This is a genomic window from Rhodanobacter glycinis (genome assembly GCF_006438785.1).
In the GTDB taxonomy this organism is placed as follows: Bacteria; Pseudomonadota; Gammaproteobacteria; order Xanthomonadales; family Rhodanobacteraceae; genus Rhodanobacter; species Rhodanobacter glycinis_A.
Window position 1 is genome coordinate 464,098 of the sequence record NZ_RCZB01000001.1, and the last position, 21,313, is coordinate 485,410.

General features: G+C 64.2%; 19 protein-coding genes. 15 read left to right on the forward strand and 4 right to left on the reverse strand.

Annotation, left to right across the window (positions count from 1 at the left end; translation table 11 throughout):
• Window positions 1-23 precede the first annotated feature (23 nt).
• Window positions 24-689 (forward strand): epimerase, encoded by a 666-nt coding sequence (locus EAH75_RS02425; protein ID WP_140804052.1) that lies wholly within the window; start codon window positions 24-26, stop codon window positions 687-689.
• Window positions 690-715: 26 nt separating this feature from the next.
• On the opposite strand, the gene EAH75_RS02430 is transcribed toward EAH75_RS02425, so the two are convergent.
• Window positions 716-1,075, reverse strand: a complete 360-nt coding sequence (locus tag EAH75_RS02430; RefSeq protein ID WP_140804054.1) for a DUF1428 domain-containing protein — start codon at window positions 1,073-1,075, stop codon at window positions 716-718.
• An 81-nt stretch (window positions 1,076-1,156) separates the two neighbouring features.
• Complete coding sequence (locus tag EAH75_RS02435; RefSeq protein WP_140804056.1) at window positions 1,157-3,457, reverse strand: nitric-oxide reductase large subunit; 2,301 nt, start codon at window positions 3,455-3,457, stop codon at window positions 1,157-1,159.
• A gap of 386 nt (window positions 3,458-3,843) precedes the next feature.
• Between EAH75_RS02435 and EAH75_RS02440 the strand changes: the two genes are divergently transcribed.
• A complete protein-coding gene (locus tag EAH75_RS02440) occupies window positions 3,844-4,620 on the forward strand; it encodes a TenA family transcriptional regulator (protein WP_140654976.1) in 777 nt (258 codons plus the stop codon).
• A 114-nt stretch (window positions 4,621-4,734) separates the two neighbouring features.
• Complete coding sequence (locus tag EAH75_RS02445; protein ID WP_241668866.1) at window positions 4,735-7,446, forward strand: putative bifunctional diguanylate cyclase/phosphodiesterase; 2,712 nt, start codon at window positions 4,735-4,737, stop codon at window positions 7,444-7,446.
• Window positions 7,447-7,468: 22 nt separating this feature from the next.
• On the opposite strand, the gene EAH75_RS02450 is transcribed toward EAH75_RS02445, so the two are convergent.
• Window positions 7,469-9,268 (reverse strand): aminopeptidase P family protein, encoded by a 1,800-nt coding sequence (locus tag EAH75_RS02450; protein WP_140804060.1) that lies wholly within the window; start codon window positions 9,266-9,268, stop codon window positions 7,469-7,471.
• A 145-nt stretch (window positions 9,269-9,413) separates the two neighbouring features.
• On the opposite strand from EAH75_RS02450, the gene EAH75_RS02455 reads away from it, so the two are divergent.
• From EAH75_RS02455 to truD, 8 genes are all read left to right on the forward strand, one after another.
• Entirely contained in the window at window positions 9,414-11,084 is a 1,671-nt protein-coding gene (locus tag EAH75_RS02455; protein ID WP_140804062.1) for a CTP synthase, read from the forward strand.
• Entirely contained in the window at window positions 11,081-11,917 is an 837-nt protein-coding gene (kdsA, locus tag EAH75_RS02460) for a 3-deoxy-8-phosphooctulonate synthase (RefSeq protein WP_140804064.1), read from the forward strand. The genes EAH75_RS02455 and kdsA overlap by 4 nt, the downstream gene beginning before the upstream one ends.
• 67 nt (window positions 11,918-11,984) lie before the next feature.
• Window positions 11,985-13,283, forward strand: a complete 1,299-nt coding sequence (gene eno, locus EAH75_RS02465; protein ID WP_140804066.1) for a phosphopyruvate hydratase — start codon at window positions 11,985-11,987, stop codon at window positions 13,281-13,283.
• A gap of 19 nt (window positions 13,284-13,302) precedes the next feature.
• On the forward strand, window positions 13,303-13,638 hold the full coding sequence (gene ftsB / locus EAH75_RS02470; protein ID WP_140804068.1) for a cell division protein FtsB: 336 nt from the start codon (window positions 13,303-13,305) through the stop codon (window positions 13,636-13,638).
• Window positions 13,635-14,333 carry a 2-C-methyl-D-erythritol 4-phosphate cytidylyltransferase gene (gene ispD, locus EAH75_RS02475; protein WP_140804070.1) on the forward strand — a complete coding sequence of 233 codons (699 nt, stop codon included), beginning with the start codon at window positions 13,635-13,637 and terminating at the stop codon, window positions 14,331-14,333. Before ftsB ends, ispD begins: the two co-directional genes overlap by 4 nt.
• A complete protein-coding gene (gene ispF / locus EAH75_RS02480) occupies window positions 14,330-14,803 on the forward strand; it encodes a 2-C-methyl-D-erythritol 2,4-cyclodiphosphate synthase (protein ID WP_140804073.1) in 474 nt (157 codons plus the stop codon). Before ispD ends, ispF begins: the two co-directional genes overlap by 4 nt.
• On the forward strand, window positions 14,800-16,191 hold the full coding sequence (gene mgtE / locus EAH75_RS02485; RefSeq protein WP_140655004.1) for a magnesium transporter: 1,392 nt from the start codon (window positions 14,800-14,802) through the stop codon (window positions 16,189-16,191). Before ispF ends, mgtE begins: the two co-directional genes overlap by 4 nt.
• A gap of 54 nt (window positions 16,192-16,245) precedes the next feature.
• The gene (gene truD, locus EAH75_RS02490) at window positions 16,246-17,274 is read left to right on the forward strand and encodes a tRNA pseudouridine(13) synthase TruD (RefSeq protein ID WP_140804075.1); all 1,029 of its coding nucleotides are present in this window, start codon (window positions 16,246-16,248) and stop codon (window positions 17,272-17,274) included.
• Between the two features lie 116 nt (window positions 17,275-17,390).
• On the opposite strand, the gene EAH75_RS02495 is transcribed toward truD, so the two are convergent.
• Window positions 17,391-17,936 (reverse strand): Smr/MutS family protein, encoded by a 546-nt coding sequence (locus EAH75_RS02495; protein WP_140655012.1) that lies wholly within the window; start codon window positions 17,934-17,936, stop codon window positions 17,391-17,393.
• Between the two features lie 160 nt (window positions 17,937-18,096).
• Here EAH75_RS02495 and surE point away from each other — a divergent pair, with 160 nt between their 5' ends.
• Genes surE through EAH75_RS02515 form a run of 4 tightly spaced genes read left to right on the forward strand, consistent with a single transcriptional unit; the run spans window position 18,097 to window position 21,280 of the window.
• Entirely contained in the window at window positions 18,097-18,894 is a 798-nt protein-coding gene (gene surE, locus EAH75_RS02500) for a 5'/3'-nucleotidase SurE (RefSeq protein WP_140655016.1), read from the forward strand.
• Between the two features lie 3 nt (window positions 18,895-18,897).
• Window positions 18,898-19,593: a protein-L-isoaspartate(D-aspartate) O-methyltransferase gene (locus EAH75_RS02505; protein WP_140655019.1), complete on the forward strand. Its 696-nt coding sequence runs from the start codon at window positions 18,898-18,900 to the stop codon at window positions 19,591-19,593.
• Window positions 19,593-20,201 (forward strand): YqaA family protein, encoded by a 609-nt coding sequence (locus tag EAH75_RS02510; RefSeq protein WP_140655023.1) that lies wholly within the window; start codon window positions 19,593-19,595, stop codon window positions 20,199-20,201. The genes EAH75_RS02505 and EAH75_RS02510 overlap by 1 nt, the downstream gene beginning before the upstream one ends.
• A gap of 53 nt (window positions 20,202-20,254) precedes the next feature.
• Window positions 20,255-21,280, forward strand: coding sequence for a peptidoglycan DD-metalloendopeptidase family protein (locus EAH75_RS02515; RefSeq protein WP_140655200.1), 1,026 nt, complete (start codon window positions 20,255-20,257; stop codon window positions 21,278-21,280).
• The last annotated feature ends 33 nt before the right edge of the window (window positions 21,281-21,313 follow it).

A 21,313-nucleotide genomic window follows, 5' to 3' on the forward strand; every position in this document is an offset into this window, starting at 1 on the left:
GATATCTGCCAGGAAACAAGCCCATGAAGATCCTGATCTTTGGTGCTACCGGCATGGTCGGTCAGGGCGCCTTGCGCGAATGCCTGCTGGCCGACGACGTGACGCTGGTGCAGACGGTCGGCCGCACCGCGACCGGTCAGCAGCATCCGAAGCTCCGGGAGCTGGTGCAGCAAGACCTGTTCGATTACTCCGGCATCGAAGCCGGCCTCGAAAACTTTGATGCCTGCTTCTTCTGCATCGGGGTGACTTCGTCCGGCATGGGCGAGGCGCAGTACTCGCGGCTGACTCACGACCTCACGCTGGCGGCGGCGCAGGTGCTGGCACGGCTGAATCCGCAGATGACCTTCGTCTACGTTTCCGGTGCCGGCGCGGACAGCAGCGAAACCGGCAGGACCATGTGGGCGCGTGTGCGCGGGAGACTCGAGAATGCGTTGCAGCGATTGCCGTTCAAGGCGGTGTACGTATTCCGCCCCGGCATCATCCAGCCGCTGCATGGCATCCGCTCCAAAACCGGTTCGTATCGCTGGTTTTACACACTTAGCCGGCCGCTATTGCCGCTGCTGCGTGCCTTGATGCCGGATACCGTGTTGAGTACCGAGATCATGGGCCGCGCGATGCTTGCCGCAGCCCGGCACGGTGCGCCGAAGGCGGTGCTGGAGGCGGTGGATATCAGTGCGCTTGGCCGATGATTTATCGGTCAGGCGCTCCGCTTGCGCTACAACTCGACGAGCGTCTTGAATCCGCCGAAGAACATCCGTCTCGCGTCGAACGGCAGCGACTTCGGATCCATCATGGCGGCGAGACGCGGATCGGTCATCACCAGCTTGTTGATGCGATCGCGATCGCGGCGTGAGGCATAGACGATCCACGAGAACACCACGACCTCGCCGTCCTTGAGCTTCACTGCCTGCGGAAACGAGGTGAGCTTGCCCGGCTTGACGTCGTCGGCGACGCACTCGATGTATTCGAGTGCGCCATGCTCGCGCCAGATCTTGCCTGCCTTGCGGGCCATCGTGCGATAGGCCGCCAGGTTCTGCTGCGGAACGGGTACCACGAAACCATCGACGTAGCTCATGCATTTTCTCCCTTGGACGAGGTGCATGTGGATCCGGTGAATCGGAATGAGCTAGGCAAACGGCGCATCAGGTGCCTCCTGTCAGCTTGCCGATGGTGATCGTTCACGCACGCCAAGCCAGCCCTTGAACGCGGCGATCGTCAACGGGATCGCACCGAAGATGATGAACACCAGGTCGCCGGGCAGGCGCATCCATTCGAGCACGTGTGAGCGGCTGCTTCCGATGTAATCGAGGGCGCGGGCATGCCAGTAGCCATGCTGCACCACGTCCCACACCTGCAGCACGCCGCTCGGGAACAGGCTCAGCACCACCATCAGCGCAAGCCCGATGTTGGTGCCCCAGAAGCCCAACTTGATGTATTTCACCATGCCCGCCCAGCGTGCGTCGGTGCTGGTCTGGCGCAGCACGAATACCATCAGCGCCAGCGCCAGCATGCCGAATACCCCCATCATCGCGGCGTGCCCGTGGTTCGGCGTGAGCTGGGTACCGACCTCGTAGTAGCTGACGATCGGCAGGTTGATCAGGAACCCGAAGATGCCGGCGCCGACAAAGTTCCAGAAGCCTACCGATATCAGGAAGTAGAACGTCCACTTGTGCGGGATCGCGATGGCCTTGCCGCAGACATCGCAGTCGCCGCGGGTGGTGCGCACGAAATCCCACGCGTCCAGCGTCAGCAAGGTCAGCGGCACTACCTCCAGCACCGAAACCATGGCCGACATCGCCATGTTGACGTTGGTCTGCCCGGTGAAATACCAGTGGTGGCCGGTGCCGATCAGGCCGCCGAGGAAGTACAGGATGCCGTCGAGATAGATCACCCGCAGTGCCACGTTGCGACGGGTCAGGCCCAGTTGGTAGAACGTGAGCGCCACTACCGTGGTGGCGAAGAATTCGAAGAAGCCCTCGACCCACAGGTGGATGATCCAGAAGCGCCAGGTGTCGACCACGGTGTAATTCGTCTTCGCGCCGTAGAACAGCGCCGGAATGTAGAACACCGGGATTGCCACGGCGGCGAACAGGAACATCTTCACCAGCGGCTTCGACGCCTGGTTGGCCAGCTTGCCGGGCCGCACCAGCTGCGACAGCAGCACGAACCACACCACCAGGCCGACCACCAACAGGTACTGCCACGCGCGGCCGAGTTCCAGATATTCCCAGCCCTGGTTGCCCAGCCAGAACCACCACTTGCCAAGCATCTGGTTGATGCCCAGCCACTCACCGAGCAGGCTGCCGCCGATCACCATCACGAAGGCGCCAAACAGCAGATGCACCCAGCCGGCAAACCAGCGCGGCTCGTCGGTGCGCAGTGAACGCCCGAGGAACAGCGCGGCGGCCACATAGGCAGTGGCGATCCAGAAGATCGCCGTCTGCAGATGCCAGGTGCGCATCAGGTTGCTGGGAAAGATGGTCTCCAGCTGGAATCCATAGAAGCTGCCCGGGTCGGCGCGGTAGTGCGCCACCGCACCGCCGACCAGGGTCTGTGCCAGAAACAGCAGCGCCACCACCACGAAGAACTTCACCAGCGCACGCTGGCCGGGGCTGGACTGACCCGGCAGCAGATGCGGGTGAATGTGCTGGCCGCGGCTGATCCAGCCGAGGTAATCGAACTTGCCGAACATCAGCAGCACGGTGGCGATGCCGGCCAGCAGTACGATCAGGCTCAGCGCGCTCCACAGCAGTGCGCCGGGAATCGGCAGGTTGCCCACGCTGGGGTCGTACGGAAAGTTGTTGGTGTACGAATAGTTTTCGCCGGGACGATTGGCGACCGAGGCCCATGCAGCCCAGGTGACGAAGGCGGTGAACTGGCGCAGCTCGGCAGGATCGGTGATCAGCCCGGCCTTCAGCCCGCCGTTGCGCTCGGGATGCAGGAAATAGTCGGTCCAGTAGCCGAGCTGCTGCCCATAGGCCTCGGTTTCCGGTGCAGTCAGCTGCAGGGTGCCGCTGGTGGCATCGTAGCGATTGGTCTTCAGTTCGACCGCGGTTTCCGCGTGCACCGCCGCCTGCTGTCCCGGCGTCAACGCGGCCAGTGGCTGCCGGTAATGCTGCCGGGCAATCGCCGCGGCGGTGTCCTCGCCGATGCGGTGCAACGCCTCGGCTGAGTAGTCGGGACCCAGATAGGCACCATGGCCCCAGATACTGCCGTTGTTCATCAGTCCGTACCTGAGGAACACGGCCTGTCCGTCACTGATGTCGTCACCGCTGAACAGGCGGGTGCCCTGCGCGTCGAGCACCTGTGCCGGGATCGGTGGCGCGTTGCGGTACGCAAGCGCGGTGATGGTGAGCAGGCCGGCAAAACCCAGCACCATCACGATCAGCATCGTGCGCAACCACCACGGCGACAACGCTGGATCCTCCGGAGTCAGCGGTTGTGCGGCAATGCTCATGAGTGTTTCCCTTCATTGGCGGATGTGGGGCAGGTTCACCACATGCCGTGGACTATGGGCACGGGCCGCGTGACGCGCATGTGCTTTCGACGGCAACGAAGCCGCGGCCATTTCCACGCAGGAATGTTCGGTTGCCGTTCGTCCTGTTGCTGCGGCAGGGTTACCCTGCGCCGGGAACGAACAGAGGTTTGGCCATCCATGGCTGGCGCAATGAACGCTGCCGGCGTTGTCCACGCAGCGCGCCGGGGCGCCGCGGGCGGCGTGTCAGCAGCCAGCATTCAGGGTTTTCGGTGTCGCTACGCGATGCCGGAATACGGCCGGCACAGGCTTCTCCTGTGCCGGCAAATCGAAGCATCAACCAACTGTGCAATTCCGAGGAGAAATCCATGAATACCCGTTTCGAACGCACCGGTCCCCTGACCGAACTGACCAGCTATCCCCAATGGGCCCAGGACATGGTCGCCGATTGCGAAAGCACCAAGCAGAGCGTGATTGCCCACCCACTATGGAAAAAGATGAGTGACGGAACACTCGGCAGGTCCGGCACCGCCAATTTCATGGTGGGGATCTGGCCGGTGATCGAACGCTTTCCCGCTTACATGGCCAAGAGCCTGTTGAAAACGCGCTTCGGCCGCAGTCCCGGCGACAATCTTGCGCGTCGCTGGTTGGTCCGCAACATACGTGTGGAGCAGAATCATGCCGAGTACTGGCTCAACTGGGCAGAAGGGGCAGGCATTCCCCGTGAAGAATTGCTGGAGGGGGTTCCGCCGCGTGGCACCGAGGTCCTCGCCAACTGGTGCGAGGATGTCAGTGGCCGTGACACCCTTGCCGCAAGCATCGCCGCCACCAACTACGCGGTCGAAGGGGCAACTGGCGAATGGTCGCAACTGATATTCGAGAGCAAGCGCTACGCTGAAAGCTTTCCCTCCAAAATCAGGGCAGGAACATTGCGCTGGCTGCAGCTTCATGCTGCGTACGACGACACGCATCCGTGGGAGGCATTGGAGATAGTCTGTACAATAATGGGAACGGAGCCTGCGGCCGATGAAGTAGCTCATATTGGTGAGTGCATCAAGCGCAGCTATACCAGCATGCGGATTCTTGCTGATCGCTGTGTTGAGCCGCACCGTTTGTTGGAGGTGCTGAGCAGCGCAGCCGCCTGAAGGAACCGGTTGCGCATTAATGCAATGCCCAGACGTTGATTCGCCCATAGCGAAACAAGGGAAGCAATGCGCACTTCCATGATCACTTTGCAACGACCATTGTCACGACGCTTGATGCCCCTGGCATATGCGTTGGTGGGGATGGTTGGGCTGATCCTGGCATTGACTTGGGGAGCGTTGCAGGTTCAAACCGCTCTCGCCGGGTTTCTCAACGGCGAGAGCATCTGGTCCAAGGCACAGAAGCAGACCGTGATCGCTCTGGATGCCTACGCGACCAAGGGCGATGCGGCGGATCTGGCCAATTACAAGCTCAACTACGATTTATTGATGGCCGACCATTGGGTGCGTGAGCAGATTGCCTCGGGCAACTACGATTACGACGCGGTGGCAGGCGCACTGCGTCGGAGCAGGACGGTTACGATAGCGATCCCGGGTGTGATCTTCATCCTGCACCATTTCGCCGATGCGCCCTACATGCGCGATGCATTGCAGGCCTGGCGTTCCACCGACAGTTCCATCGCAGAACTCGACACCATAGCGACCGCCCTGAAGGCGGGCTACGCCACAGGTGGAATCAGCTACGCCGAGATCCTCCGGCAGCGTGAACGCATCGCTACCATCAACAGCTTCATCGAGCCGCGCAGCAAATTGTTTTCGCGCGCAGTTGCTGATGGTGCCGTCTGGATAGGCCAGGTGCTCTTTGGCGGCGTGCTGGCGGCGGCCGCTATCGCCGCCTTGTTATGGCTGGGCATGGCAAGGCGGATTCTAGCCAGCGTCCGTGGTACCGAAGAACGCTACCGCTTGCTGTTCGACAGTGCTGCCGATGCCATCGTGATGGTCGATGAAGCCAGCGGGCGGATACTGGACGTCAATCGCACGGCATCGGCATGGACCGGGCGCGATGTGGATAGCCTGGTTGGCGATCGCTTCGTGCATCTGTTCGTGCAGTCGCTGTCCGGGCAGCAGCAAGCCGGACGGGCCGCCACCAACGCACTGTTGGGTGCAAACGGCGGCACGCGGCCGGTGGAGACGCAAACCAGTCTCGTCAACTGGGGCAGCCAGCCGGTGCGCCAGGCGATCATCCGCGACATTTCCGAAAGGGTGGCGATGGAGCAGGAACGCCGGGTTGCCGCCGAGGCACTGGCCAGCATCGCCGAGGGCGTGATCATCGCTGACGCCGCGCGTCACGTGATCTCGACCAATGCAGCGCATACCGATCTCACCGGCTTCACCACCCAGGCGTTGTATGGCAAGCGACTGGACGACACCCGCCGTCTGCCTGACGGCAGGCCGTTGCCGCAGTCGATATGGGATGACGTTGCGGCCGGCCACAACTGGCTCGGGGAAGTGCTGAACACCCGCAGCGATGGCAGCATCTACCCCGAGCAGCTGAGCATCAGCGCGATCCGCAATGCGGACAGTCAGGTGGTCTATTACGTCGCGGTGTTCACCGACATCCACGAGGCGAAAACCAACCAGCAGCGTCTGGAACATCTGGCGCGGCATGACCCGCTGACGGGCCTGGTCAACCGTGCGGAGTTCGAGCGGTACTGTAGCGAAGCGATTGCGGTTGCCGAGCGCGAACGCCTGGCGGTGGTCGTGCTGTTCATCGATCTGGATGCGTTCAAGATCGTCAACGACAGCTACAGCCATGCGATCGGCGATCGCCTGCTGATCAAGGTGGGCGAACGCATCCGCAGACAATTGTCCGACGGTGATGTGGCCGGGCGCATCGGCGGCGATGAGTTCACTGTGCTGATCCCGCGACTGATTCTGCGCGAGGACGCCCGGGCGATCGTCAGCCGACTGCTGGCCACGTTGTCCGAACCGTTGCTGGTGGACGACTACGAGATCGTGCTCAGCGCCAGCATCGGGGTGGCCGGTTATCCGCTGGACGGGGACAACGCGGCGGCCCTGATAGGGAACGCCGACGCCGCCATGTACGCGGCGAAAACCGAGGAGCGCAACGCGTTCCGTTTCTATACGCCGATGATGCATGCCGATACCCGTCAGCGCCTGCAGCTGGCGACCGAGCTGCGACAGGCGCTGGCACGCAATGAGTTTCACCTGGTGTTCCAGCCCAGCATCGAGTTGCGCACGGGGCGCATCGTGGCGGTCGAGGCCTTGCTGCGTTGGCAGCATCCGGAGCGCGGCGAGGTATTGCCCGCGGAATTCATTCCGGTGGCGGAAGGCCTGGGGCTGATCCGGCGTATCGATGAGTGGGTCATGCAGGCGACCTGCGCGCAGATCCAGGCCTGGGATCTGGCCGGTGTTCCACCGATCCGCGTGGCGGTGAACATCTCCGCACGCTGGTTCGGGCACCCTGCCTTCGTCGACGGGGTAAGCCGGACCTTGCAGTCCAGGCAGTTGTCCGCCCAGCGGCTGCTGCTGGAGATCACCGAAAGCGCGATGCTGCAGCTGGGTGACGATACCGAGCGCACCATGCGGACGCTGCACGCGCTGGGTATCGCCGTGGCCATCGACGATTTCGGCACCGGCTACTCCTCGATGGCCTACCTCAAGCTGCCGGCGGTGGCCTATCTGAAGATCGACCGCTCCTTCGTCACCGGCCTGCCGGGCGACACGAACGATGCGGCAATCACCGAAGCGATGCTGGCGATGTCCAGGAGTCTTGGTTTGATCACGATTGCCGAAGGCATCGAAACCGAGGCGCAGCACGACTTTCTTTTGCGTGCTGGTTGCATGGAAGGGCAGGGCTACCTGTACTCGTACCCGCTCAAACCGGACGAGATCCAGCATCTGCTATGTCCGAACCAGCCACCGGTTCCGGCCCGGCTCAGGCTGGTACCCCCCAAACGCACCTGATGTTTCGGCGGGGCGTCGTCACTCAGAGCGGTGCGCAGTGGCGATGCAGCCATTCCAGATCGGCATCGTCCAGCAACGGGCTGAGCGCCGCACGTACGCCGGCGTGGTAGTCGTCGAGCCAGGCGCGCTCTTCCGGATTGAGCAGGCTTGGCTCCAGCGCGCGGCGGTCGAACGGACATAGCGTGAGCGTTTCGAAGGCGTGGAATTCGCCGAATTCGGTCTGTTCGGCCTCCACCACCACGACCAGGTTTTCGTGGCGGATGCCGTGCCGGCCGGGCTTGTACAGGCCCGGCTCGATCGAGCTGATCATGCCTGGCTCCAGCGCTACCAGGGCGCCACCCGAGACGGGTGCACGGATGCTGTGCGGGCCTTCGTGCACGTTGAGGAAGTAGCCCACGCCATGGCCGGTACCGTGGCCGTAATCCATGCCCGAAGCCCAAAGCGGCGCGCGCGCCAACGCATCCAGCTGCGGGCCGCTGGCGCCTTTCGGGAAACGTGCGCGGGACAGCGCGATCATGCCCTTCATTACTAACGTCGCATCGCGGCGTTGCTCCGGTGTGGTTTCGCCGAGCGCCAGCACACGGGTGATGTCGGTGGTGCCGCCGAGATACTGGCCGCCAGAATCGATCAGCAGCAGGCCCCTGGCCTGCAGCGTGCTGTGCGATTCCGGCGTGGCGCGGTAATGCGGCAGCGCGCCGTTCGCCTGGTAGCCGGCGATGGTGGCGAAACTCTCACCGACGTAACCGGGCTGGGCCGAGCGCTCCTCGTACAGCAGCGTATCGACATCCAGTTCGGTCAGCGTCATGCCGGCGGCGAGCCGTTGTTCCAGTCGGCGGAATCCGCGTACCAGCGCGGCACCGTCGCGGCGCATCACCTCGCGGATATGGTCGAGCTCGGCGGCGTTCTTGATCGCCTTGAACGCGGTACTCGGGTTGGCTGCCTCGATCCGGTTGACCGCTGGCGCGATCGCCGCGGCGATGGAGCTGACCACTCGTCCGCTGTCCAGCAACAGGCGATCGGCGGCGCCCAGCTCCTGCAGGCTCGAGGTGACCGAGGCATAGTCGGCGATGCCGATGCCGTCGGCGGCCAGCGCGGCGACCAATGCATCGCTGAGCTTGGCGCGGTTGACGAACAAGGTGGCGCGGCTGTCCGCCTGCACCAGCATATGGGCAAGGAACACCGGGTTGCACTCGACGTCGCTGCCGCGCAGGTTGGTCAGCCAGGCGATGTCGTCGAGGCTGGACAGCAGGTGATGGGTGGCGCCCAGCTTGTGCATCGCCTTGCGCAACCGGCTGAATTTCTCGGCACGCGTGATGCTGACGTAGGCCGGGTCGTGGGCGACCACCGGAGCCTGCGGCAACGCGGGGCGGTCCGCCCAGATCGCGCCGGACAGGTCAAGGTCAGTGCGCAGGCTGGCGCCGCTGTCGGCCAGCCTGCGCTCGATCTGGCGCTGGGTGGTCAGCGCCAGGCTGTCGCCGGCCGCGGCCAGCACGTCGCCGTGATGCAGATGCTGCTGCAGCCATTCCAGATGTTCGGCCGCATGCGGGACGCGCAGCTTCATCAGGGTCACACCGCTGCCGGCGAGCTGTTGCTCGGCCTGCGAGAAATAGCGCGAATCGGTCCACAACCCGGCATGCTCGCGGCTGACGATCAGGGTGCCGGCCGATCCGGTGAAACCGGACAGCCATGCCCGTGCCTGCCAGTGCTCGGGCAGGTATTCGGACAGATGCGGATCAGCACTGGGAACGAGGACGGCGGCGACGCCATGCTGCTGCATGGCCGCACGCAGGGCGGCAAGACGGGCGGGGATGGGGTTGTTCATCCAGTCATGCTAGCAGGCGATCAGCGGCGTTTTCATCCATCGCGATGGCAGCGGAAATGAACCAAAACGGCGAATTGTTCTTTGCCATCTCGCAGCGGGACGCTTCTGCAGCTAAAATGCCTAATTTCCAGCACGGCTGCTTTCCATGACCCCCCTGATTTTCGTCACCGGCGGTGTGGTGTCCTCGCTTGGCAAGGGCATTGCTGCGGCGTCGCTCGCTTCCATCCTCGAAGCGCGCGGACTCTCGGTCACCATGATGAAGCTCGATCCCTACATCAATGTGGATCCGGGCACGATGAGTCCGTTCCAGCACGGCGAGGTCTACGTGACCGACGACGGCGCGGAGACCGACCTCGACCTCGGCCACTACGAGCGCTTCGTGCACACCCGCCTGACCGGCAAGAACTCGATTACCACCGGCAAGATCTACGAAAGCGTGATCCGCAAGGAGCGTCGTGGCGATTACCTCGGCGCCACCGTGCAGGTGATTCCGCACATCACCGACGAGATCAAGCACTGCATCCACGAGGCGACCCGCGGTTTCGACGTGGCATTGGTGGAGATCGGTGGCACCGTGGGCGATATCGAGTCGCTGCCGTTCCTGGAGGCGATCCGCCAGTTGCGCATCGAGCACGGTCCGGAAAAGGTGGTGTTCATGCACCTCACCCTGGTGCCTTACATCAAGGCCGCCGGCGAGATCAAGACCAAGCCGACCCAGCATTCGGTCAAGGAACTGCGCTCGATCGGCATCCAGCCGGACATTCTGCTGTGCCGCTGCGAGGAGCCGCTGCCGGAAGCCGAGCGCCGCAAGATCGCGCTGTTCACCAACGTGCCGGAGCAGGCGGTGATCAGCGCCACCGACGTGGACATCATCTACAAGCAGCCGCTGTGGCTGCACGCGCAGGGGCTGGACGACATCGTGGTCAAACGCCTCGGGCTCGACGCCGGCCCGGCCGACCTGTCCAGCTGGCAGCGCACGGTCGATGCGATGGAGCACCCGAAGGACGAGGTCACCGTGGCCATCGTCGGCAAGTACGTCGAACACAAGGATGCCTACAAGTCGCTAGGCGAGGCGCTGCGGCACGGCGGCATCAAGCAGCAGGCGCGGGTCAACCTCAACTGGGTCGATTCCGAGCAGGTCGAGGCCGAGGGTGCGGCCAAGGTGCTGGGCCAGGTCGACGCGATCCTGGTGCCGGGTGGCTTCGGCAAGCGCGGTTTCGAAGGAAAGATCCTGGCGGCGAAGTACGCGCGCGAGCACGGCGTGCCATATTTCGGCATCTGCTATGGCATGCATGCGGCGGTGATCGATTTCGCCCGTCACATTGCCGGGCTGGTGGATGCCGATTCCAGCGAGAACGATCGCAACACGCCGGACCCGGTGATCGGCCTGATCACCGAATGGACCACGGCCAGCGGTGATGTCGAACAGCGCAGCGATCGTTCCGACATGGGCGGAACCATGCGCCTCGGTGCGCAGGAATGCCGCCTCAAGGCCGGTACGCTGGCGCGTGAACTGTATGGCCAGGACGTGGTGCGCGAGCGTCATCGTCATCGTTACGAATTCAACAATCGCTATCGCCAGTCGTTCGAGGATCTGGGCCTGGTGATCTCCGGCAAGTCGATGGACGACCTGCTGGTGGAAATGATCGAGCTGCCGCAGCAACAGCATCCATGGTTCCTCGCCTGCCAAGCGCACCCGGAGTTCACCTCGACGCCGCGTGACGGGCATCCGTTGTTCAGCGGATTCGTGCGTGCTGCGCGTGAGTACAAGGCCGTGCGCGAGGGCGCGCGGCTGGCGCAGGAGTCGGTGGCATGAAACTCTGCGGATTCGACATCGGACTGAACCAGCCGCTGTTCCTGATCGCCGGCCCGTGCGTGGTCGAGTCGGAGCAGTTGCAGATCGACACCGCCGGCACGCTGAAGGAAATCACCGGCCGGCTCGGCATCCACTTCATCTTCAAGTCCAGCTTCGACAAGGCGAACCGCTCATCGGGCGACAGTTTCCGCGGACCGGGGCTTGAAGAAGGCCTGCGCATCCTCGCCGAAGTGAAGCGCCAGATCGGCGTACCACTGCTCACCGACGTGCACGAATACACACCGATGGATGAAGTGGCGTCGGTGGTCGACGTGCTGCAGACACCGGCGTTCCTGTGCCGGCAGACCGATTTCATCCAGAAGGTCGCTCGCGCCGGCAAACCGGTAAACATCAAGAAGGGCCAGTTCCTGGCGCCATGGGACATGAAGCACGTGGTGGCCAAGGCCAGGGTCGTTGGTAACGACGACATCATGGTGTGCGAGCGCGGCGCCAGCTTCGGTTACAACAATCTCGTCTCGGACATGCGCTCGCTCAGCGTGATGCGCGATACGAACTGCCCGGTGGTGTTCGACGCCACCCACTCGGTGCAGCTGCCGGGCGGGCAGGGTGCCACTTCGGGCGGTCAGCGCGAATTCGTGCCGGTGCTGGCGCGCGCGGCGGTGGCGGTCGGCGTGGCCGGCCTGTTTGCAGAGACGCACCCGGATCCGAGCAAGGCACTTTCCGATGGCCCGAATGCTTGGCCGCTGGACAAGATGGAAGCGCTACTGGAAACGCTGATGGAGCTGGACGCCGTGACCAAGCGGCATGGTTTCCTGGAACAGGGTATTTCCTGAATTGTCGGGCGCAGCGATGCTCCCGTCGAAACATATCATTCGCAATCCTTCAAGCAACGGACACCGCATGAGCACTCAGATCACCCGCATCCACGCCCGTGAAATCCTCGACTCGCGCGGCAATCCCACGCTGGAAGCCGAGGTCACCCTGGTTGGCGGCGGCTTTGGCCGCGCCGCGGTGCCGAGCGGCGCCTCCACCGGTTCGCGCGAGGCCGTCGAACTGCGCGACGGCGACAAGTCGCGTTACGGCGGCAAGGGTGTGAAAAACGCGGTGGCGAACGTCAACACCACGATTGCCGAGGCACTGAAGGGTTTCGATGCGGCCGACCAGAACGGTCTGGACGCCAAGCTGATTGCGCTGGATGGCACGCCGAACAAGAGCAAGCTGGGCGCGAACGCGCTGCTCGGTGTTTCGATGGCGGCGGCACATGCGGTGGCCGCTTCGCGCGGCGAGCCGCTGTGGAGTTATTTGTCGAACGGCAAGCCCGGTGCGTTGCCGGTGCCGATGATGAACATCATCAACGGTGGCGAGCACGCCGACAACAATATCGACGTGCAGGAATTCATGGTGTTGCCGGTGGGCATGCCAAGCTTTGCCGAGGCGCTGCGCGCCGGCGCCGAGATCTTCCATGCCTTGAAGAGCGTACTCAAGGGCCGTGGCCTGAGTACCTCGGTGGGCGACGAAGGCGGCTTTGCACCTAGCCTTCGCTCCAACATCGAGGCGCTCGACACCATCCTCGAAGCGATCCACAAGACCGGCTACAAGATCGGTAGCGAGATCCTGCTCGGCCTCGACGCGGCCAGCTCGGAGTTCTACAAGAACGGCAAATACGACCTGGCTGGCGAAGGCAAGCAGTACACCTCCGCGCAGTTTGTCGACCTGCTCGCCGATTGGGCCAAGCAGTACCCAATTGTCACTATCGAGGACGGCATGGCCGAAGGCGACTGGGATGGCTGGAAGCTGCTGACCGACGCGATCGGCGACCGCATCCAGGTGGTCGGCGACGATCTGTTCGTCACCAATCCGGCGATCTTCCGCGAGGGTATCGAGAAGCACATCGCCAACTCGATCCTGATCAAGGTGAACCAGATCGGCACGCTGTCCGAGACGCTGGAAGCGATCGCGATGGCCGACGCGGCGAAGTATTCGGCGGTGATCTCGCATCGCTCCGGCGAGACCGAGGACACCACCATCGCCGATATCGCAGTGGCCACCACGGCGACCCAGATCAAGACCGGCTCGCTGTGCCGCAGCGACCGCGTGGCGAAGTACAACCAGCTGCTGCGCATCGAGGAGCAGCTGGGTAGCGCCGCGCGCTATGCCGGCCGCGATGCGTTCCCCAACCTGACCCGTTTGCCGGGCTGAGCGGGAAGATCGCCGACACATGCTGCGCTGGATCGCCCTGGTTCTGATCCTGATCCTGATCGGATTGCAGCTGAAGCTGTGGTCCGGCAATGGCAGCATGCGCGAGGTGGATGCGCTGCGCGTTTCGGTGAAGAAGCAGACCGACGACAACGCCAAGCTGCTGCAGCGCAATCAGGCTGTCGGCGCCGATGTGCTTGATCTCAAGCACGGTGATCAGGCAGTCGAGGCGCGTGCGCGCACCGAACTGGGCCTGATCAAGCCGGGCGAAGTGTTCTATCAGGTGGTCGAGCAGCCGGCGCATGCAGGCAGCATGTTGCCTCCACCACCGCCTGCTGCGTCCGCCGGCTCGCCATGAACGGGCCGACGGTATGGTGCCTGGTGCCGGCGGCTGGGCGCGGCACACGGGTCGGCGGCGATTGCCCCAAGCAATATCTGCCACTGGCCGGACGGCCGCTGATCGAGCACACGCTTGAACGACTCGCCACGCACCCGCGCATTGCCGGCCTGCTGGTGATCCTGGATGCGACGGATACGCGTTGGCCTGGTACAACCATGCTCAACGGCAAGCCTGTGCTCACGACCATCGGCGGAATGGAGCGCAGCGATTCGGTACTGGCCGGTGTCGACGCATTGCCGGATGTGGTCGGTGCAGCGGATTTCGTGCTGGTGCACGACGCCGCGCGGCCGTGTGTCCGGCTCGCGGATATCGGCAAGCTGATCGAGCTGGCCGGCGCGACGGATGGTGGCCTGCTGGGTGCGCCGTTGCGCGATACGCTCAAATGCGCGGATAGCGCAGGCCGCAGCGAGTCGACCGAACCAAGGGATCGGCGCTGGCGCGCCTTCACGCCACAGATGTTCCGCCGTGCTCAACTGTCGGCGGCACTGCGCGAGGCAGCGCGGCGTGGTGTGAATGTCAGTGACGAAGCGATGGCGATGGAACTGGCTGGTTTCGCGCCATTGCTGGTCGAAGGCGCCGAGGACAACATCAAGGTGACCACGGCCACGGATTTCGCGCTGGCCGAGTTCCTGCTCGCGAGGACAGCGACATGAGGATCGGACAGGGTTTCGACGTGCATGCATTCGGCGATGGCGACCACGTCATCATCGGCGGTGTGCGCGTGCCGCATCGTTGTGGCGTAGTGGCGCATTCGGACGGCGATGTAGTGATTCATGCGCTATGCGACGCGATCTTCGGCGCATTGGCGCTGGGCGATATCGGCCAGCACTTTCCACCGTCGGACGCGCGCTGGCGCGATGCCGACAGCCGGCAGTTCCTGCGCCATGCAGCGATGTTGATGGGGCAGCACGGCTACATGCTGGGCAATGTCGACATCACCGTGATCTGCGAGGCGCCGAAGGTCGGCCCGCTCGCGCGGGCCATGCGCGAGAACCTGGCCGCCGACCTGGACAGCGAGATCGACCGTATCAGCGTCAAGGCCACCACCACCGAGAAGCTCGGCTTCTGCGGTCGTGGCGAGGGCATTGCCGCGCAGGCGTGCGTGCTGCTGGAGCGCGTGTGACCGAAGTAGAGGCCCGCAGCGCCACGAACCGGCTGCACGATCAGCTGGAGGCGATCGTCGAGGTGTTGCGGCGGCATGAGGACGACCTGCTGCCGGCAGCGTCCCAGGCGCAGTTGCGCCAGCAACTGGACGAGCTGCATCCGGCCGACATCGCCTTCATCCTCGAATCGCTGCCGCTGGATGAACGTCTCGCCGTATGGCAGCTGGTCAAAGCCGATCGCGACGGCGAGATCCTGCTGGAAGTGTCCGATGCGGTGCGCGAATCGCTGATCGCGGACATGGATCGCCACGAGATTCTCGCGGCAGCCGAAACCCTGGATGCCGACGAGCTGGCCGACCTGGTCGAGGATCTGCCCACGGCGATGCTGCCTGAGCTGATGGCCGGCCTTGATGCGCAGCAGCGCGAGCAGGTGCAGTCGGCGCTGTCCTACGAGGACGATCAGCTTGGCGCGCTGATGGATTTCGAGATGGTCACCATCCGCGAGGATGTGAGCCTGGAAGTCGTGCTGCGCTATCTGCGCCGCTTCGACGAACTGCCGGCGCAGACCGACAAGCTGTTTGTGATCAACCACGACAACCTGCTCACTGGCGTGCTGCCGCTGCACTGGTTGCTGGTCAATTCGCCGGACAAGATGGTCAGCGAGGTGATGGCGCCGGACGTCAACACGTTTCATCCCACCGATGACGCCTACGAAGTGGCGCAGGCATTCGAGCGCTACGATCTGGTGACGGCGCCGGTGGTCGACGAGCGCAGTCACCTGATCGGTCGCATCACCATCGACGCGATGGTCGACGTGATCCGCGAGGAAGGCGAGAGCGAAGCGCTCAGCCGCGGCGGCCTGCGCGAGGAAGAAGACATCTTCGCCTCGGTATGGGCGTCGCTGAAGAACCGCTGGTCGTGGCTGGCGGTCAACCTGGTCACTGCATTTGTCGCGTCGCGGGTTATCGGCCTGTTCGAGGATTCCATCCAGAAGCTGGTGGCGTTGGCCACGCTGATGCCGATCGTGGCCGGCATCGGTGGCAACTCCGGCAATCAGACCATCACCATGATCGTGCGCGCGCTGGCGCTGAACCAGATCACCGCCGAGAGCGCCAAGCGGCTATGGCGCAAGGAGCTGACCGTATCGCTGCTCAACGGGTTGATGTGGGGCGGCGTGATCGGCATCGTGGCCTGGCTGCTATACGACAGCGTGTCGCTCGGCCTGGTGATGACCGCCGCGATGACGCTGAACCTGCTGCTGGCGGCGTTCGCCGGGGTCGGCATTCCGGTGCTGATGACGAAATTCGGCCGCGATCCTGCGCTCGGCTCCAGCGTGCTGATCACTGCGATGACCGACAGCGGCGGTTTCTTCATTTTTCTCGGCCTGGCGACCATCTTTCTGGTGTGACGCTGGCCCATGGGTTTCAACTGTTCCGAATGCCGGTGCGACCGGCGGAGTGCCATGTCCGAATCCGAACTTGCCCAGCTGCCGTTGCCGTGGGCTTACGGCACGCCACCACTGCAGGCGCGTTTGCGCGTCACGCCGGAAGACTTTGTCGTCGAGGAGATCCTCGGTTACGACGCCGAAGGCACAGGTGAGCATGCCCTGCTGTGGGTCGAGAAGCGCGGTGCGAACACCGACTGGGTCGCCCGCGAACTGGCAAAGTTTGCCGGCGTGTCGCAGGTCGCCGTCGGCTACGCGGGGATGAAGGATCGCCATGCGGTCACCCGGCAGACGTTCTCGGTGCAACTGGCCGGCAAGCCCGACCCGGACTGGTCGGCGTTTCCGCATGCGGAGGTGAAAGTGCTGGCGGCAACGCGGCATTCGCGCAAGCTCAAGCGCGGCGCCTTGCGCGGCAACCGCTTCGTATTGGTATTGCGCGAGGTGCAGGGCGACCGCGCGGCGGCCGAACTGGTGCTGACGCAGATCGCCGCGCGCGGCGTGCCCAATTACTACGGCGAGCAGCGCTTCGGCCGCGAGGGTGGCAACGTGGCGCAGGCGCGGGCGATGTTTGCCGGGCGGCGGGTCGAGCGCGACAAGCGCTCGTTCCTGCTGTCGGCTGCGCGCTCGCAGATATTCAACAGCGTGCTGGCGGCCCGGGTCGAACGCGACGCCTGGGACAAGCCGCTGGATGGCGAAATCTGGTCGCTGGCCGGATCGCGTTCCTGGTTTGGCCCGGAACCGTTCACCGACGTGTTGGCCGAGCGACTGGCGCGTGCGGACATCCATCCGTCCGGCCCGTTGTGGGGGCAGGGCGAGCCGCCGACGCAGGGCGAGGCCGGTGCACTGGAGCGCGAGATCGGTATGGCCAACAGCGATCTGGCCACGGGGCTGGCGTTGGCTCGGATGGATCAGGAGCGTCGCCCGTTGCGATTGATGCCGAAGGATCTGAAGTGGCATTGGCTGGACGATGCTGCGCTGGAGTTGTCGTTCGAGCTGCCGGCCGGCGCCTATGCCACGGTGGTGGTGCGCGAGTTGGCGCAAAGCTAGACAAACAACGCGACGCACCACGATTTTGTGGGAGCGGCTTTGGCCGCGATGCTTTGCTCCCTGCTTGCTGCTATGGGACAAGTCATCGCGGCCAAAGCCGCTCCCACAGTTGTTCTTCAGCCCTTCAGCAACACCACTACCGCACCGGTGCCGCCGAGCGCCGGTCGCGCCGAGGCAAACGCGATCACGTCATCGCGCCGGCGCAACATGCGATCGGTGAGGCCTTTCAGCACCGGACCGGCGGAGCGCGAACGCAGGCCCTTGCCATGCACGATGCGGACGCAGCGCAGTCCGTTCCGTTTCGCCTCGGCCAGAAACAGCATGATGCTGGCTTGCGCCGCGGCGGCATTCATCTGGTGCAGGTCGATGTCATCCTGCACGCTGAACTGGCCGCGCTTGAGCTGGCGCAGCAGCTTCGGCGGATAGCCATCGCGCAGGTAACCGAGCTCTTCGCCGACTTCGAGCACAGCCGGGTCGAAGGCCATGTCCAGCAATTCACCCGGCACGGCGGCTTCGTCCGCCTCCAGCATGTGCGGGTGTGGGGCAGGCCTGGCGGCGGCGGGCGGCGGTTGTACCGGATCGAGCGGACGCACCTCGCCGATCGCCTCGCGAAACAGGCGGCTGTCATCGGCGTTGATCGGTACGTGCGTACGGCGCTTCATCTGTCCATGCTAACCAACGGCGCGCGGTTAGGGCGCGAATCCGTGGGATTGACGTACTTCCGTGTGAAACCGGAGGCACGCTCCGGTAGACTTCAAGGTATCGATAAAGCGCTGTCAGGTGACGGATGGCGCGTCCGCAGTCAACCTTCGACGGAGCATCATGCGAGTTCTGGTAAGTAACGACGATGGCGTGGATGCCCCGGGCATCCGCGTGCTTGCCGAGCGTCTCGGCGCGGTGGGGCAGGTAACGGTGGTGGCGCCCGACCGCGATCGCTCCGGCGCCAGCAACTCGCTCACCCTCGACGCACCGCTGCGCGTGTTGCCGATGGGCAATGGTTACTACCGTGTGGCAGGCACGCCGACCGACTGCGTGCATCTGGCGCTGGCCGGGCTGCTCGACGACGAACCGGACATCGTGGTGTCGGGCATCAACAATTCGGCGAACCTCGGCGATGACGTGATCTATTCCGGTACGGTATCGGCGGCGATGGAAGGTCGTTTCCTGGGATTGCCGGCGATTGCGGTGTCACTGGTGACGCACGATCACAAGGGCATGCATTACGACTCGGCCGCCAAGGCGGTACTGCTGTTGATGCGGCGGCTGCTGGTCGATCCGCTGCCGGCCGATACCATCCTCAACGTCAACGTACCCGATCGGCCGTGGGCCGAGATCGAAGGTTTCGAAGTGACCCGGCTGGGTCGGCGTCATCGCTCCGCGCCGTGCATTGCACAAACCGATCCACGCGGCCGGCCGATCTGGTGGATCGGCCCGGCGGGCGAGGTGGACGATGCCGGCCCCGGCACCGATTTCGACGCGGTGCGACGAGGGTTTGTCTCGGTGACCCCCATCCATGTCGACCTGACCCGGTTCCAGGCGCTGGAGAAAGTCAGCAGCTGGATGCAGGCGCTCAGCGACGATATGGCTGCGGCTCACGTCAGCAACGACCAGGCGGCCTGAGCGATGAATGTCTATCCGCTGCCGCCGGCAGACCTCAAGGGCGAGGGTATGACCTCGCAACGTGCGCGCGATCGCCTCGTGGCGAATCTGAAGGACGGTGGCATCCGTGATCCACGCGTGATCGATGTCATCCGCAACACGCCACGGCATCACTTCATCGATCAGGCGCTGCATTCGCGCGCCTACGAAAATACCGCGTTGCCGATCGGCCACGGCCAGACCATCTCGCAGCCTTGGGTGGTGGCGCGCATGACCGAAGCGCTGCTTGAGCATTTCGACGCGAAGCAGGGCATGCCGCAGAAGGTGCTGGAGATCGGCACGGGTTCGGGTTATCAGGCGGCGATCCTGGCGGCGCTGGTGCCGCAGGTGTTCACGGTGGAGCGGATCGAAGAGTTGCTGCGCCAGGCGCGGCGGCGCTTCCGTCAGCTCGGCCTGACCAACCTGCGCACGCGCTATGACGATGGCAAGCTCGGTTGGCCGGACGAGGCGCCGTTCGATGCGATAATCCTCACCGCCGCCGGCGATACCATTCCCTCGCGGATCCTGGATCAGCTCAGCCCCGCCGGCGTACTGGTGGCGCCGGTCGGCTCGCCCAGCCGGCAGACGCTTATCCGCATGCGCGGCGACGGCCAGGGCGACTTCGTCCAGGAAGAACTCGGCGCGGTCAGCTTCGTACCCCTGCTCGGCGGGATCGGTTGATGCGCCTGTTCGGGGCGTTGTATGCGCGGGCACTGGTGTGGGCGCGTGAGCCGCGGGCGTTGTATTACCTGTCCGGGTTGAGTTTCGTGGAGGCGTTCATCTTCCCGATTCCGCCGGAAGTGATGCTGGCGCCGATGATGCTCGGCAAGCGACACCGCGCGTTTCGCTACGCCAATATCAGCCTGCTGTTTTCGCTGCTCGGTGCGCTGGTCGGATATGCGCTGGGTCACTGGGCATTCCACGCACTGCGACCGCTGCTGGATACACTGCATCTGTCGGCACCGATCGAGCAGGGTGTGGCGACGCTCAGCGCGCAAATGCGCGAGCATCGCTGGGGCATGTTCGGTGTGCTGATATTGGCCGCGCTGCAGCCCGTGGTGCCGATGAAGTTCGTCACCTGGGCGTGCGGCATCATCGGCGTGCCGATCCTGCCCTTCCTGCTCTGCATCGGGTTGGGTCGCGGCAAGCGTGTGTGGCTGCTGGCGCTGCTGATACGTCTGTTTGGCGAGCGTGCCGAGCGGGTCCTGCACAAGTACATCGAACGGATCGGCTGGATAGCACTGGTGGTGCTGGTTCTGCTGCTGGTGTGGTGGTCCTGGCTACGTTGATTGCCAGCCATCTTGGGGACTGCTGCCGCATGAAAAACATATCCCGCCTCGGTATGCTGGCAGGCATGGATCGAAATCTTCATTGGCTGGCAGCACTGACCGCGTCCCTCCTGCTGGCGGGCTGCGGCACCATGCGCAGTTCGGTCGTGGTGGAGCCGGCGGCCGGCAGCGGCTACGGCAACACGGGGTACAACCATGTCGGCCACACGATGCCGCCGCCGGCCCGCACGCCGATTCCCGGCGGCAGCTATGTGGTGGTGAAGAGCGACACCTTGTATTCGATCGCATTTCGCAAGGGTGTGGATTTTCGCGACCTGGCGCAGTGGAACGGTATCGCCGCGCCATACACGATCTGGCCAGGTCAGCGACTGACCTTGTCGCCGTCGGGCGGCACGGCCGCCGCGCATGCGGCCCATATTTCGCCGCCGACGGGAGCTACCCCCGTTGCGCCGAGCCGACCCGCCGCCACGCTGGCGGTCGCGGCGGCAACCGGGTTCGAACCCGTGCCAGCCCCATCGACAACCATCGCTTCCGCGGGTCGCACGATTGTGACGAGTCCGTCGGCAACCGCGCGGACACCGCCCGTTTCGCCGGCCGTGACTGCCACGACGTCTGTGGTACCAGTGGCAGGTGTGCCGGCTCCAGCGCCGGCAACCGTGCCGCCGCCGGCTCCAGTTCCTGCCGCAGCAGGCGCTTCACGCGCCGTAAGCGGGGTTAGCTGGCGCTGGCCAGCCGACGGTGCGCTGGTCAGCCGCTTTCAGAGTGGCGATGCGATCCCCGGTATCGAGATTGCCGGCAAGCCGGGCGATTCGGTGCGCGCTGCCGCAGACGGGGTCGTGGTCTACAGCGGCAACGGCCTGGTCGGTTATGGCGAACTGGTGATCATCAAGCACAATGAGAGCTTCCTGTCCGCCTACGGCCATAACCGCAAGCGGCTGGTCAAGGAAGGCCAGCGGGTCAGTGCCGGTCAGCAGATTGCCGAGATGGGTTCTACCGGTGCTGTGCGCAACGAACTGGAGTTCCAGATCCGCAAAGACGGTAATCCGGTCGATCCATTGGGCTATCTACCGCCGCGTTGAACGCACCGCGAGCTTCGGTGATCGCGGTTCCCG

What these genes read in the sequence shown, in the direction of transcription:
- EAH75_RS02425 (WP_140804052.1), top strand. Translation starts at nt 24, where the DNA reads ATGAAGATCCTGATCTTTGGTGCTACCGGCATGGTCGGTCAGGGCGCC.
- EAH75_RS02430 (WP_140804054.1), bottom strand. Translation starts at nt 1,075, where the DNA reads ATGAGCTACGTCGATGGTTTCGTGGTACCCGTTCCGCAGCAGAACCTG.
- EAH75_RS02435 (WP_140804056.1), bottom strand. Translation starts at nt 3,457, where the DNA reads ATGAGCATTGCCGCACAACCGCTGACTCCGGAGGATCCAGCGTTGTCG.
- EAH75_RS02440 (WP_140654976.1), top strand. Translation starts at nt 3,844, where the DNA reads ATGAATACCCGTTTCGAACGCACCGGTCCCCTGACCGAACTGACCAGC.
- EAH75_RS02445 (WP_241668866.1), top strand. Translation starts at nt 4,735, where the DNA reads ATGCCCCTGGCATATGCGTTGGTGGGGATGGTTGGGCTGATCCTGGCA.
- EAH75_RS02450 (WP_140804060.1), bottom strand. Translation starts at nt 9,268, where the DNA reads ATGAACAACCCCATCCCCGCCCGTCTTGCCGCCCTGCGTGCGGCCATG.
- EAH75_RS02455 (WP_140804062.1), top strand. Translation starts at nt 9,414, where the DNA reads ATGACCCCCCTGATTTTCGTCACCGGCGGTGTGGTGTCCTCGCTTGGC.
- kdsA (WP_140804064.1), top strand. Translation starts at nt 11,081, where the DNA reads ATGAAACTCTGCGGATTCGACATCGGACTGAACCAGCCGCTGTTCCTG.
- eno (WP_140804066.1), top strand. Translation starts at nt 11,985, where the DNA reads ATGAGCACTCAGATCACCCGCATCCACGCCCGTGAAATCCTCGACTCG.
- ftsB (WP_140804068.1), top strand. Translation starts at nt 13,303, where the DNA reads ATGCTGCGCTGGATCGCCCTGGTTCTGATCCTGATCCTGATCGGATTG.
- ispD (WP_140804070.1), top strand. Translation starts at nt 13,635, where the DNA reads ATGAACGGGCCGACGGTATGGTGCCTGGTGCCGGCGGCTGGGCGCGGC.
- ispF (WP_140804073.1), top strand. Translation starts at nt 14,330, where the DNA reads ATGAGGATCGGACAGGGTTTCGACGTGCATGCATTCGGCGATGGCGAC.
- truD (WP_140804075.1), top strand. Translation starts at nt 16,246, where the DNA reads ATGTCCGAATCCGAACTTGCCCAGCTGCCGTTGCCGTGGGCTTACGGC.
- EAH75_RS02495 (WP_140655012.1), bottom strand. Translation starts at nt 17,936, where the DNA reads ATGAAGCGCCGTACGCACGTACCGATCAACGCCGATGACAGCCGCCTG.
- surE (WP_140655016.1), top strand. Translation starts at nt 18,097, where the DNA reads ATGCGAGTTCTGGTAAGTAACGACGATGGCGTGGATGCCCCGGGCATC.
- EAH75_RS02505 (WP_140655019.1), top strand. Translation starts at nt 18,898, where the DNA reads ATGAATGTCTATCCGCTGCCGCCGGCAGACCTCAAGGGCGAGGGTATG.
- EAH75_RS02510 (WP_140655023.1), top strand. Translation starts at nt 19,593, where the DNA reads ATGCGCCTGTTCGGGGCGTTGTATGCGCGGGCACTGGTGTGGGCGCGT.
- EAH75_RS02515 (WP_140655200.1), top strand. Translation starts at nt 20,255, where the DNA reads ATGCTGGCAGGCATGGATCGAAATCTTCATTGGCTGGCAGCACTGACC.